Origin of the sequence: Sphingobacterium sp. UBA5996, assembly GCF_002429765.1 — a bacterium.
Lineage (GTDB): Bacteria > Bacteroidota > Bacteroidia > Sphingobacteriales > Sphingobacteriaceae > Sphingobacterium.
The window spans coordinates 44,700-57,711 of the sequence record NZ_DJAS01000004.1 but is presented as its reverse complement, the minus strand read 5'-3'; the positions used below and the strand labels follow the sequence as shown (position 1 = coordinate 57,711).

Genomic DNA, 13,012 nt, shown 5'->3' with positions numbered 1-13,012 from the left:
GATGAAGAAATTAAGCTGCTTATTTATTTTTATCCTTCTTTTATGGGGCAATAGCTATGGGGCAGAGCACAAGAATATCTTGCTTTTATTAGGTTCAGCCGATCCTGTAGTGCTTACCCAGCGAGTGGATGTTGCTGTTCGGCTCTACCGTATCCGGCCGATGGATGCTATCATCGTTTCGGGAGGCTGTGGAGCACATGGGTCGAAGATCTGTGAAGCTTCTTCCATGGCGCTGCAGTTGGTCAGCAAAGGGGTACCTGCGGCATTGATCTTTAAGGAGGAAAACTCCAAGACCACCGTGCAGAATTATATTTTTAGCAGGCGCCTTAAAAATAATGCCGGCGAGCGAATCATTCAGCCGGGAGATACGGTAAATGTAGTTTCCAACCACTGGCATGCGATTGCTGTCGCTGCCCGCCTGCAAAAATACGATGGGGTGACGGCTAAGTTTTTTATTGAAGGCGCTATACAGCCCAAAAAGGAAGACCGTCTTGATTATGGCGGAATATTTAACGCATACGATGACAATCATCTTTTTACATTAAAAGGAACCTGGCTCACACCTGAAGCCGTATGGGCAAAAAAAGACAGCACCTATTATCTCACGCAGGATATCGTCTTCACAACGGATGCAGCTAACACAAGATATAGCATCAGTCACGTGGAGAAGCTGTTTCCTTTTCTGAAAGGGAGTTCAGAGTTTAATCTACCGATATATATTGATGACCCGGCCGCATGGTATATCCTGTTTGATGGCTATTGCCGTAAAGTTTCAAAAAAGGATTATCAGGTACTGGACGAACAGCCTATTCAGGAATGGCTGTCGCTGCCAGACACATTTAACTGGAGTCTTATAAATACAGGATATATTCATGGGACATCATTGGTACTGATCGGAAAGGACAAAGTGCTATTGGCGGAGCGTAAAGGGAAGGCCTTTCAGTATGTCCGGGAAACTGTGCCGCAACACTATTTTCGCAACTGGCCCTACAGCTGGGGGGCGGGTAATATAAGTGCTGCAAGATTGCTGCCAGGAGAAAATAAGGTCATCTTTTACCGCAATATGGAATCGGCCGTATGCACTATTGACCAGAAAACAATTGAAAAAGCGATTCCATTAAAATTAAAGTGGATCGGTGAAATAAAGTAAGAACAGATGAAAAGAAATTTTATATACAGCTTATTGCTGCTTTTTCTTGTTATTTCATGCAAGAAAAATGAGGGCGGAACACAGCTGCCTTATGATTACAGTATTCCCCAGGAGGAAGACCTGGCGGAGATTATCAATACGACTGCCTGGAATACAAAAACGGTTGCCGACGGTGTCGTGTGGAAGTATTACCAATTTTCGCGGATATTTGATTCCAAACAATATGTCAATGTATTTGAGATCGATCTGAAGAAAGGCATGCAGCTGGAAATTCCCTATGTGAAGACCGGATTTCTAAAAACAAGTGCTGCTGCCACGGCTAAGGGCGCTTTGGTTGCATTCAATGGCAGTTACTTTAATACCAGTACAGGCGGATCAACCGTATTTTTCAAATACGATGGTCAGGTGATTAATCAGACTGTGAATGGATTTAATAGCTACCGTGAAAACGGGGCATTTACCTTTACCGGGCAGAGCTATCAGATTGTGCCGAAGCCGACAGGAGGCTGGGGTACCCTGAACGCTACAGCTGCACTGGCTGGCGGCCCGTTATTGATGCAGAATGGTCAGGTGCTGGAACAGTTGAATGTCGATTTCAATACCAGTAGACATCCACGTACAGCAGTTGGGCTTACCAAAGACAATAAGCTGATCGTAGCAGTTATTGATGGCCGCTCATCACAATCGCAGGGACTGACTATACCCCAGTTGGGCGAGTTGATGGCCGCTTTGGGCTGTATTTCAGCATTAAATTATGACGGTGGAGGCTCCTCCACAGCCTGGGTGAAAGGCGAAGGAGTGGTTAACTACCCTTCAGATAATGGAAAGTTTGACCATGAAGGTGAACGCGCTGTAGCCACGGTATTTACATTAAAATAGAATACCTATAGTTTTATAGACAGATGGCCATTTCACAGATAAGATGAGATGGCCCCTATTCAATTTGAGCAATTCTTCTTGGTATTGGCTAAATACATATTATGTTCTTTTATCCTTTGCCTGTTATTTTCGAAGTTGCACGGTCAGTAGGCAAAGATTCCATGCCTTTGCTGCATGTGATTTCAAATAAGGAATATATTAAGTTTTAAGATGTCACCACTCGAGCTGTTGCATTTGGCAAATATGGTGTTTAATAAAAAATTGAATTAACGGATACAGGTACATTGGATTAAGTTGCTGCATACATCAAAGATACACGTGTAGATTACACCTGCATCGACTGTTTCCTAAATCTGGTACATCAATGGAGACGTAGTGCTGTACATGACCTTATATTTTAAAACTATAAAACAGAAAAATACAACGAATAATAAATGAATCCCTGCGAATTATGAATGGCAGACATTAAAGTTCTACTTATTCGTATTTTTGATTTAAGAGATTCTTAATAGCATAGAATAGAGTTCGTGAATAAGTGTATATTATCCTTATGATTTGGTTAATAGAAAAGATTGATGGGCATACTTTTCATTTGAGAAGATAGTCTATCTAGCATGGAAATTAAGAATCTCAATAGATCTATGTTAGAGTGTATCGGTAAGGAATACATTGATGTAACAGTAAGCTTCCTTGTCCTAAATCAGAAAACCTTTGAAATAGGATGAATATCGGGATGGACTACGATTAAAAAGAACAGATATGAAAATAAAACTATTATTGCCTCTAATTTTAATAACAAACTTTGCCTTCGCCCAGCTAACCTATACATTAAATGTTAAAATAGAGAATTTGGATCAACTATTTTTTCGCAACGTAAGCATTGTTGATCAGGTGACAAATAAAAACGTCGCACTCAAAGATGGAATTTATGTTTTTAAATATGACAATCAAAACGCTGATATTTCGATAAAGAATGGCTTTATTGATGGAACAGTTACTGTAGTGAAGGGCGATGAGAAAGCAAATTTTACAATCGAAAAATCACAAGCGAAAAAGTTTACTGTATATACGGGCGGCGTTTTACTTATCGAAGGTCATCGTGATATTGATAAAGCATATTACAGGCAATATTATCCTAGTACTGAACAAAAGCTCAAAAGCGAGGGTTGGATGTCTTTAAATAAAAACAAGCATTATGGTTTAGGCGTCTCAAAAGAATATTATGAAGATGGTCAGATAGCGCATATCGCTAATATGGTGACAGACACCTTCACTGAATTTTATGCCAATGGAAATAAGAAAAAGAAGCAAAGTCCCACGATGTATGAAACCTTTAATGAGGACGGAACATATGACAACAGGCAATATACTAAAAACAATATTCGTTACAATGATTATTATTATAAGGGAGAATTATACAGTCGTTCTTACAAAAACAAAGATTCGCTTGAAATAAAGGAATATTATCAAAATGGTGTTTTGCAAAAAAGAGGAGCAGAGCAAGCTAACGGTCAGGTGCAAATAAATAACGATGGCAAACTGTAGCTTAATTCACTTTGGCAGATGAAAGATCAGATTAAAGAACAATAAAACAAACATTAACTTGTTTGCAGTGTAATTTTTTTTTAATCAGTATTTTGTGATGATTACCGGGGCAGCACTTGTAGAACGATGGTTTGCCGAAATTTGATATAAAAAAATCCAAGGGTGTCAAATAGTTTATATATCACCGCTCTAAAAGGGGATGGTGGGCACTGTTATTTGAGATAAAAAATGGTAAATACAATGGAAGAGGAATGACGATGCCATTTTGGTAACCTTTTTAATGAAATGATTTACGAAACTCCAACGTCATCAGGTTTGTCCCTATCTTAAAAGTATGCTGAAAGAGTCGGGATGCTCAAATCCAAATTTATAGGCGATTATAATGATAGAAACATTGGGTATTGCTCGCTATAATATCGCTTTCAAATTTGTGTTGTCCAAACCTTTGTCTTTAAAAAAAGCTTCGAATGGTATGCCATTAATTTTCTTTGTTTTATACCAAAGGTTCAGTTTTCTATTGAGCTGTTTATCGGGCATATAAATTAACTGAGCTCTTTTAAAATAGTCCAAAAAATTACCGTTTAATATTCCATTGTCCCAATAGAACTCAAAATCTCCAATTCCTTCTACTGCATACCAGTCACTACCTTTATTTAAACCGGCACTTTTTGTAAAAGGAATGTGAGGTTCATTTGTCCAAAATCCGTCTATCATTATAGATCGGCCTTGATTATTTAAATTTATGGTAGTATCTTTTATTATTCCCCCTTTTAGCGTATTTAACCTTCCAGTAGAGAGATAACTTTGTTTTGAAGAATTCCTACTCTGCGGATATATTCCCGCTGCATTAATTCTATAAGGCTCCATATAGCCATTACCAATAAAATAAGATTCAGTTAAGGTTTCGTTGTCAACTAAAAAATATTCATTTTTTCGTTTGATCACGATTTTATAATCGGTTCTCTTCAAATTGAGGGATGGTGTCTCTGGAAAAATACCTAAAGGTGCATAAGTTGCATAAAATATATCTCTCGCTGTGGTTCGCAACAGGCTATCCAAAGAAATTATGTTTAATTCCTTGTTAATAATGGCTTTCGAGATATTTTTCACCTCAAATTTAGACCTTGTCAGCGGCGTTAGTGTAACTAAGATATCAACGGGCAAATTTTTCCCTTCACGCTCAAAGCTTATAAAATTCTGAAATACTTTTTGATTTGAATCATCAGGAATTATGCTTTTTTTGAACAGAAAATTGTAAATAGTCAGATTTGGGAAATTGGTACTGTCGGATCCGATCTCTGCATATGTTCTTTTGCAGAATAAATGCCCTTTCAATGAATCGGTTAGTTTGTCTTGATCAAATACAATATATTTGGTTTGAGCAAAGCAGTTACCAATAAGTTGAAAAGCTGATACGGCTAAGAAAGTAAATAAGATTATTATTTTGCGCATAAGTTTTTTTAGTATTTAACGATATTACACGAGCAGAAGACCCAGCTGTTATTAAACCCATCTTGGATTGAGATTCCGTTGTTATCCAACATAGAGGGCTTAACTATATCATTAAAAATACTTAAATTTTCGACATTCTTTGGAGAATCTTCTCCATATCTTCCATTCACTGGATTTTCTTGATCGTTGGTGTAAAACCGATAGGCGAGGGGCTTATTAATGTAAAATAAATTAGGGAATTACAGGTAGGGGCATGATGGCTTTCAAGAATTATTGCTTTATCTTGGATTTTTCATCGGACCAAAATTATGAGCACCTTTTCTAAACACATTTTTTTTTCTTTTATACTTTGCCTGTTATTCTTGCAGTTGCAGGGTCAGTCAGATCTTCCAAAAGGATTTTTGAAAATTAAAAATGATATTTTTTGGGACGCCCAAGATGGACATCCTATATATAGCCAAGGAGGAGGTATTTTTTCTTTCAAAGATCCTGAAGATGGACAGACTAAATATTTTTGGTATGGAGCAAAATATCAAGAATCTGAAAAATACCGAAATAATCCTAGTGTCACCCCTGAACGTGACAATTTTGTTTCTGTTACGTGTTATGTGTCTACGGATCTAGTGAACTGGACCTCTTATGGAGATGTACTGACTCTTGATGAATTTAATAGAAATTATACCCAGACGCGTTGGGCAGGACGTTTAGGTGTCGCATATATCAAGGAAATACGTAAGTATGCACTGCTCATCCAACATAATGATCAATTGCTCGTTACCTTATCTGAGCGTCCTAATGGCCCGTTTAAATGGCACCAGCGCATCGATATGACTGCTATGATAGGAACAAGCAACACTGGCGACCAAACGGTATTCACCGATGAGGATACCGGAGAGTCATACTTGGTGTATTCCTATGGGAGAGGAAGAAACAAGATTTACATCTCACAAATTGGGGTAAAGAACGGTAAGGTAGGACTATTGGATTGTAATATGGTATTTAAAGGTGAGGGGCGAGAGGGGAACTGTATGTTCAAACATAATGGAAAATACTATTTATTTGCTTCCAACTTGTACGGCTGGGATTCCTCTTTTGCCTATTACTTAGTTTCAGATCATATTTACGGTCCATATACGCCTACCAATGAAATGTTGATCTTGGAAGGTACAGAGGTAGATTATGCCCATGTCACGCAAACCGGATTTTTTGTAACGCTAAAAGGGACTAAAAAGGAAACAGTTATCTATTGTGGCGACAGATGGGCTAATTTTGCGGGCAATGGTCTAGGATATAACCAGTGGTGTCCCCTTTCGTTTGATGGCCAAAAGCCTATTTTTAATTCGTTAAGTTCATGGAGTATTCATCCAACAACAGGAGAATGGCAGGTGAACAGTGACAACAATTATGTTAAGAACGGGAGTTTCGAGGCCGATAGAAGACATATACCAAGTCCTGTAAAGCCTGTTCAGGAACAGTTATTAGGATGGCAAACCAGTATTATTAAGGGAAATAAACTCTCTGTTAGTGATTCTTTATCTCCCGTGCTTAATTATTTCAATACTGTCGAGGATAGAACGCAGGTAATTGGAGAAAAGAGTTTGCAGATTAACGATAAAATAGATTTTAAGCGTAAGGTGTCACAGATTATTCAGTCTAGCCAGCATGTGAAACTAGTGGATGGAAAATACACTTTATCTGCAAAATTTAAACGCAGCAGCGGCTTTGAGAATTTGTATATGTATGCCTTAAGTAATGGTAAAACGTATAAACAGAACCTGATTAAAGCGGATCAGCATTGGAGTAATGTTACTTTAGAGAATATATCCATAAAAAATGGGCGCGTTGAAATCGGATTTATGGCTAGTGGAAAGGCGAATGCCTATTGCCATATTGATGATGTAACGCTTATTAGCGCTAAATAACCCACAATGGGATTAAATAATAAGGTCGTTAAATAAGTTTCTCCCAAACAAATAGACTCGTTTTGGCATAATTTTCGTCATGAAAATATAAAAATTAAGTGTATTCTATTGCGGATGTATTTTAAAGTCATTTTATGAACATGATACATAAATACCTGATAATTACATGTCTTTGTCTATCGATAACAGCATGTAAAAAAAATGATTGTTTCACACCCCCCGAGCCCGTAGTGTTTGAGTTTGTAAATGCTGAAGGAAAAAACTTGATTACTACAGGCCAACTTAATAAAAACAACTTTGAGTTTCGCGAAGAACTGGGAGATCGTGAAAACAAACTCGTAGCGTATGATATACAAAGCGATGATCGCGTTATACTTCCTAAAGTTGGCTGGACTGAAGGATTTATAAAGTATAAATTCCTGTCGACGATAAAATCCTTTCCATTTACCGTAAAAACTTCTAAAAATCAGAACTGTGGCGGCACAACAATTGAAGAACTAAAGCTGGATGACGTTCACTATCAGCAGAAGGATGGATATATTTTAGTCATCCTAGAGCGCGAATAAAAGTGTATTCATTCGTTTTTCTATTAATCTAAGCATACACTAATTTCAGTCAAATAACCCGAGCTGTCAATCCACAAATACTAGGATTTTTTGGAGGGCATATTCATATGGCTGATGTGATTACATAGGTTTGATGGGAATAGCTTGAAGCTATAGATAGGGGCTACCGCTTACAAATACATAGGTTAGAAATTATTTCATAAGATGCGGCTTTTTATATAATATAAGTTATAAAATATACAAATCGTAATAAAGCTAAAGGCAGCTTAACGCCCCATATAGCTCCTAGTTTTACCTTTTAGGAAATAAAATACTCTGCCTGAAAAATACATCGAAAACATCACATGAATGTTGGTTTAGCAACTAGTACTAAATAACTGATGAACTGCAAAGATCAGTATAAGGTCAGATCACTGACAAGTCATCTGTTAATTGGGACTATGTCTTAAGCTGTGGTCTTTGATAATTTATTTTAAGCTATTCAAATATGTTTATATTTGAAATCTTAATCCGCATTGTCCTGCCATTTTGAAAAATCACTAACTTTGCCAATCAATAATTGATAGATACATACAAGAGCGCTACAATGGTAAAGATTATGGTCGTAGAAGACAATGAACGTGTTGCTTCGAGTGTGAAGAAAGGATTGGCAAGTCAGGGCTATCTGGTCAATGTTTTTGGTGATGCCGAAGCTGCGATCAAAGAGATCAAATCTGTTGAATATGATTTGCTAATCATAGATATTATGTTACCAAGAATGAATGGCATAGAGCTCAGTAAACAGATGCGTGCGGCTTACCCCAGAATTCCCATCATCATGCTCACGGCGTTGGGCAGTATCGATGAAAAAATATCTGGCTTTGACGCTGGAGCAGACGATTATATGGTGAAACCCTTTGAAATACGCGAACTTTTTGCACGTATCGCCGTCTTGCTCAAGCGCCATCGTGAAATCAGTGAAGAAGAGATCCGAGGGCTGCTGACTTATGATCGTATCAGTATTGATCTGCGGAGTAAGCAGGTCCGCAGTCAGGGACAGCTTATCAAGTTGACTCCCAAAGAGTTTGATCTCCTCCACTTCTTTTTGAAGCATAAGGAAACCATGCTCAGTAAGGATGAGATAGCACGTAATGTCTGGAGCAAAAACTTTGATACTGGAACGAATTATATTGACGTATATATCAATTATTTACGTAAAAAAATAGACCGCGATTTTTCACCAAAATTGATTCATACGAAATCCGGACATGGATTTGTTTTATCGAATAAAGAATGAAGATTGTCAATAGAACCTCCTTGGTATTTACGTTCTCGTCGGCTATCATCTTGTTTCTATTCGCATATGCGGTTTATTTCTTTTCTGAACTAAATCGAAAGGAAGAATTTGTGGACCGGCTGCGCTATAAGATCATCTGGCGCGCAGAATTTATTTTTGATGCTAAAGTACAGGAAAATCAGATCAGAAAAATTCACGAACAAAACAAAAAACTGATCAATGAAGCGCAGATTACTGTTTTCGACCAGCAGAATAGGGTGGTTTTTTCGGATATAGGCGAACCGACGTATCCAGATGTTAGATTAGAATCGATCAAAAGGTCTAGTTTTTTAATTTGGGAACAAGGTAAAGAATTGTATATGGGCTTGAACTATCAGTTTGAGGGCAAGCCTTTTTTCTTGATCGGACATGCGTACGATCTAACGGGCTTTGCACATATGGAACGGCTAAAAAATATTTTGATGACGATCTATGTTGTTGCCCTGTTTTTCATTTTTTTCTCCTCATTCCTATTTGCACGCTATATTCTGAAGCCAATCAATTACATTATACATCAGATAAAGGATGTATCCGAACATAACTTGAGCACACGTGTCTGCTATAGTAATGCGAAAGACGAACTCTCAGAACTTATCGAAACATTTAACAATACGTTCAATCGGTTGGAAAAATCTTTCAATAACCAGCGCCATTTTGTCGCCATTATTTCCCACGAGTTTAGAACACCTTTGGCTGCTATGATCGCCGAACTGGAATTGGCGCAGGAGCTGAATACCAATGTGGATGAGTATTTTACCTCTATTGATAGGGCATTGCTCGATGCGAAAGAGGCTACGGTACTTTCGACAGCCTTGCTGGATTTTGCCCGGGCAAACTACGATAGTTCGCAGGTAAATTTTGAAGAAATCAGACTCGACGAAATACTGCTGGAAGCGAAATTAGTCGTCCTAGAGAAAAATAAAGACTATCGGGTGAGCATCTCTTTTGATGCAGATGCAGCAATCGACGAAGAAGAAATCTTTGTTTCTGCAAATGCCTACCTCTTGAAAGTAGCCTTTGCTAATCTGATCGAGAATGCCTGTAAATATAGTGCCGATCATTCTGCTCAGGTATTGCTTTCCAGAAATAATACCATAGCACAGGTGCAGGTAAAAGATAATGGTATCGGAATAGACAGCCGAGATATCCCGTATATCTTTGATTTGTTTTACCGTGTGGCGGGTACGCCTTCAAAAGAGGGACATGGCATCGGCCTCTCAATTGTTCAGCGGATTATTGAGATGCATCAGGGTACCGTAGCGGTTAGTTCAACTCTCCATTTAGGAACTGTGTTTGCAGTTGAACTTAAACTTGCCTATCCAAAGGGGCTTGAATAAGCTAAAAATTCTAATGGTTTTCTAATAATATCACCGCCATATTCAGCCTAATTTTGACTTATCAAAAAAACAAAATTAGGTTGAATCATGAATAGAAAACAGCTTACCTTGGCATTGTTCCTCAGTTTGGGACTAGGTAGCGCACAGCTCGCCGAGGCGCAAACCAATGATTTTGGAAATCCAAAACTTACTCATTTCTTAAATAAGGAGCATACACGTTATATCAGTTTCAGCGGGTACGCTGAGCTGTGGGCGAGATATAGCCAGCTCAATCCGGGGAGTTTGGTAAACAATGAGTCTGTATCGAATGTGTCTGATCTTTCTTTGCGGCGTATACGGGCAAAGATGACTTATAAGCCTACCGAAAATTTACTGTTTGTATTACAGATGGGGCCTACTAACGTAAACGTCAACAGCAAGACGAATACGTATATGGATCTCTTGGATGCCTATGCGGAATATAGTTTTAGCCCCAAACTTGCGATCGGTGGCGGTCGTTCGACTTGGCGTGGTCTTTCCCGATTTACAACAGGGCCACTCAATACACTGCTTTACGATTTGCCTTTGTATGCGACATCCAACACTGGGGCAACTGATATGGTCGTGCGTGAAATGAGCATTTATGCAAAAGGACAACTTGGCAAATTTGACTATCGGGTGGTACTGGCTGATCCATATTCCGCCGCCAGTGCTGATCCGAAACTAAATAAAGCCAACTTCAGCAAAAATGAAGCGCGCAAAGATGTGTCAGGCTACTTCCGTTACGCATTTCACGATAAAGAGAGTAACGAAACGCCATTCAATTCGGGTACATACCTCGGTAAAAAAGATGTGCTCAGCATAGGGGCTGGATTTGAGTATATGCACAATGCCCTTTGGCACCTAGATGAACAGCAGATGACCAAAAATGACGATATGCGCAATTTTGCGGCGGATATTATCTACGATGCGCCACTCGACAAAGATAAAGGAACTTCGATTAGTGCCTACGGTATGGCTATGCGCAGCGATTATGGTCCTAACTATCTCCGCTTTGCAGGTACAAACAACCCCGCGACAGGTATTGATGCGGCCAATGCAAGCCTGAATGGTGCGGGAAATAGCTTGCCAAATGCTGGTACAGGAAATACATTTTACGCACAGGTCGGCGGTACACTCCCTTATTTCAATCCATCCAAACATAATTTACAGCTGCAGCCAGCGGTTTCTGTACAAATAGGGGAATACAAGGCATTGAAAGACAAAAGTCTAATTTATGATGCAGGTATTTCGCTACTGATGCACGGTAATAGCAGCCGGCTGACTTTTGATGCGCAAAATCGCCCGATCTATAATTTAAATGCTGCGGATCAAGCTGTGGTGACAGATCACAAGTGGGCATTTGTGCTTAAATATCGAATTGATTTTAATTAAATAGCAATAACATGAAAAGAAAAGATTTTATCCTTACACTAGGTACTGCTGGTGTCATGAGCTTTGCGGCAACCTCTTTGATAGCAAAAGAGAAAAAAGAAAAAACTAAAAAAGTGTATTTCCACTATTTGCTTTTTTGGTTAAAACCTGACTTGTCTGCTGAACAGGTAGAAGAGTTTAAACAGTTTTTTGAAGGTCTTAAAAAGCTTCCCTATGTCAAAAATGTACGTTATGGCAAGCCAGCTGCTTCTTCCCCAAGGGCGGTATTGGACAACTCGTTTACCTACAATGCGTCCATGGAATTTGCGACATTGGAGGAACTAGAGGCTTATGGTAAACTGCCGGGGCATCTCGCCCTTGTCGCTAAATACAAACCCTATTTTGAACGGATGATGGTGCACGACACGGTTTATGAATTCTAAAATTAAAACAACAAAATAATAATTTCAAAGATTACAAAATGAAAATGATATCCAAACTAGCTATTGCTTGCGTATTGGCAGCATCAAGCTTAACCGCCGTGAAAGCACAAGAAGGTCATGGGAAAATTAAGGAGGTAAAGGTGGAAGCTGAAGGTGAAATGCCTGCGGTACGATTGATCAATAATCCAGACGGAACCTGCTCGTTTCAAAAAGGCTTTATTCCAACATTAAAACACGCCAATACGAGTACATTTTGGACGAGCAATAAGACAGAAGAATGGGAAAAAAATGCTCATCCAGCTCCAAGAAGACAATATGTGGTTACGCTGAAAGGTAAAATCAGATTTAAAGTCAGCGATGGCTCAACTTTTTTAATCAAACCCGGAACAATTCTTTTGGCTGAAGATTTGAAAGGTACTGGGCATAGCTGGCAAATGGTTCATTCAAAAAGCTGGGAAAGATTGTATATCCCTATCAATGAGGGGGCTGATGATCTTTTCGTAGCAAAAAATGACTAACATTTATGTTGTGCCGCAGTCTGACCTGTGGCACAACATTGGCAGTAATTTTCCTTTGTATTTATGAGGACTTATTTTGATGAGATTCCAAAGGAATAAAGCTATATAGCCCAATTTCAGAAAACTTTTATGCAAAGCGGAGATTAAAATAGTTTAGGAAAATTACTTATATTGCCATAGTATATAGTATACAAAGTAGTTTTACGATGAAACTAAAATCTCTCCTTGTTATTTTGGGCTTAAGCGTTTTTTTTTATTCTTGCAAAAACAAGAGTTTAATAAATTCCATTTGGAAAAATTGTGGAGATAATAGCGGGTTACAAGATATTCTTATTTTTAACGATAAGCATAATTTTGTGCGGAATGATACTGTCTATCTGAGGATGGCTATTGATTCGCCAATCGCTGTAATTAACCGGATTGATACCTATTATGGCGAAAGAAGATTATATCTAAAAAGGCTCTCTGATCAAAAAAATTATAGATTCTGTGA

At 38.5% G+C, this 13,012-nt stretch carries 11 protein-coding genes; 10 read left to right on the top strand and 1 reads right to left on the bottom strand.

Annotation, left to right across the window (positions count from 1 at the left end; genetic code table 11):
• Nucleotide 1 precedes the first annotated feature (1 nt).
• The 3 genes from B3E00_RS03285 to B3E00_RS03275 all read left to right on the top strand — a co-directional run bounded on the left by B3E00_RS03285 (nt 2) and on the right by B3E00_RS03275 (nt 3,574).
• Nucleotides 2–1,150, top strand: coding sequence for a YdcF family protein (locus B3E00_RS03285; protein ID WP_293936913.1), 1,149 nt, complete (start codon nt 2–4; stop codon nt 1,148–1,150).
• Between the two features lie 6 nt (nt 1,151–1,156).
• Nucleotides 1,157–2,029 carry a phosphodiester glycosidase family protein gene (locus B3E00_RS03280; protein WP_293936911.1) on the top strand — a complete coding sequence of 291 codons (873 nt, stop codon included), beginning with the start codon at nt 1,157–1,159 and terminating at the stop codon, nt 2,027–2,029.
• Nucleotides 2,030–2,788: 759 nt separating this feature from the next.
• A complete protein-coding gene (locus tag B3E00_RS03275) occupies nt 2,789–3,574 on the top strand; it encodes a hypothetical protein (RefSeq protein WP_293936909.1) in 786 nt (261 codons plus the stop codon).
• 408 nt (nt 3,575–3,982) lie between these two features.
• Here the strand turns inward: B3E00_RS03275 and B3E00_RS03270 are convergent, their stop codons facing one another.
• Nucleotides 3,983–5,026 (bottom strand): hypothetical protein, encoded by a 1,044-nt coding sequence (locus tag B3E00_RS03270; RefSeq protein ID WP_293936907.1) that lies wholly within the window; start codon nt 5,024–5,026, stop codon nt 3,983–3,985.
• Nucleotides 5,027–5,334: 308 nt separating this feature from the next.
• Between B3E00_RS03270 and B3E00_RS03265 the strand changes: the two genes are divergently transcribed.
• From B3E00_RS03265 to B3E00_RS03235, 7 genes are all read left to right on the top strand, one after another.
• Nucleotides 5,335–6,948 (top strand): family 43 glycosylhydrolase, encoded by a 1,614-nt coding sequence (locus tag B3E00_RS03265; RefSeq protein WP_293936905.1) that lies wholly within the window; start codon nt 5,335–5,337, stop codon nt 6,946–6,948.
• A gap of 263 nt (nt 6,949–7,211) precedes the next feature.
• Entirely contained in the window at nt 7,212–7,514 is a 303-nt protein-coding gene (locus B3E00_RS03260) for a hypothetical protein (protein WP_293936904.1), read from the top strand.
• Nucleotides 7,515–8,100: 586 nt separating this feature from the next.
• On the top strand, nt 8,101–8,790 hold the full coding sequence (locus B3E00_RS03255) for a response regulator transcription factor (RefSeq protein WP_293936902.1): 690 nt from the start codon (nt 8,101–8,103) through the stop codon (nt 8,788–8,790).
• Nucleotides 8,787–10,166: a HAMP domain-containing sensor histidine kinase gene (locus B3E00_RS03250; RefSeq protein WP_293936900.1), complete on the top strand. Its 1,380-nt coding sequence runs from the start codon at nt 8,787–8,789 to the stop codon at nt 10,164–10,166. The genes B3E00_RS03255 and B3E00_RS03250 overlap by 4 nt, the downstream gene beginning before the upstream one ends.
• An 87-nt stretch (nt 10,167–10,253) precedes the next feature.
• Entirely contained in the window at nt 10,254–11,579 is a 1,326-nt protein-coding gene (locus B3E00_RS03245) for a hypothetical protein (RefSeq protein WP_293936897.1), read from the top strand.
• Nucleotides 11,580–11,590: 11 nt separating this feature from the next.
• Nucleotides 11,591–12,001, top strand: a complete 411-nt coding sequence (locus B3E00_RS03240) for a Dabb family protein (RefSeq protein ID WP_293936895.1) — start codon at nt 11,591–11,593, stop codon at nt 11,999–12,001.
• Nucleotides 12,002–12,039: 38 nt separating this feature from the next.
• A complete protein-coding gene (locus B3E00_RS03235) occupies nt 12,040–12,519 on the top strand; it encodes a hypothetical protein (RefSeq protein WP_293936893.1) in 480 nt (159 codons plus the stop codon).
• Nucleotides 12,520–13,012 lie beyond the last annotated feature (493 nt).